Origin of the sequence: Desulfosporosinus metallidurans, assembly GCF_001936615.1 — a bacterium.
Classification (GTDB): domain Bacteria; phylum Bacillota; class Desulfitobacteriia; order Desulfitobacteriales; family Desulfitobacteriaceae; genus Desulfosporosinus; species Desulfosporosinus metallidurans.
Map to the genome: position 1 here is coordinate 1 of NZ_MLBF01000236.1, position 270 is coordinate 270.

The 270-nt window shown below is 59.6% G+C and carries 1 protein-coding gene; it reads right to left on the reverse strand.

Annotated elements, in window-relative coordinates:
- Positions 1–24 precede the first annotated feature (24 nt).
- Positions 25–270: hypothetical protein (locus tag DSOL_RS26515; protein ID WP_075367620.1), on the reverse strand; the 246-nt coding region annotated here is incomplete at its 5' end.

A 270-nucleotide genomic window follows, 5' to 3' on the forward strand; every position in this document is an offset into this window, starting at 1 on the left:
CTCTTCACTCTTCTCTCTCTTCCCTTACTGCTGCGTGCGGGTGGCGCGCAGTTCGACTTTGCTGCCGCCTTTGGTGGTCAGGGTGCCCACCAGTTCGTTGCCTTTGGCGTCGCCCTCGAAGATGTGGCCGCTGCCGTGGAACATATAGACATGGCCGTTAAAGATGGCTCCGACCACGTGGTAGACGTTGGTTTCACCGGTGAGGGCACAGACCACCACCTCGGCTTTGACGGCATTGCCGTCCTGCTCGATGACGGCTGAAAGCGACGA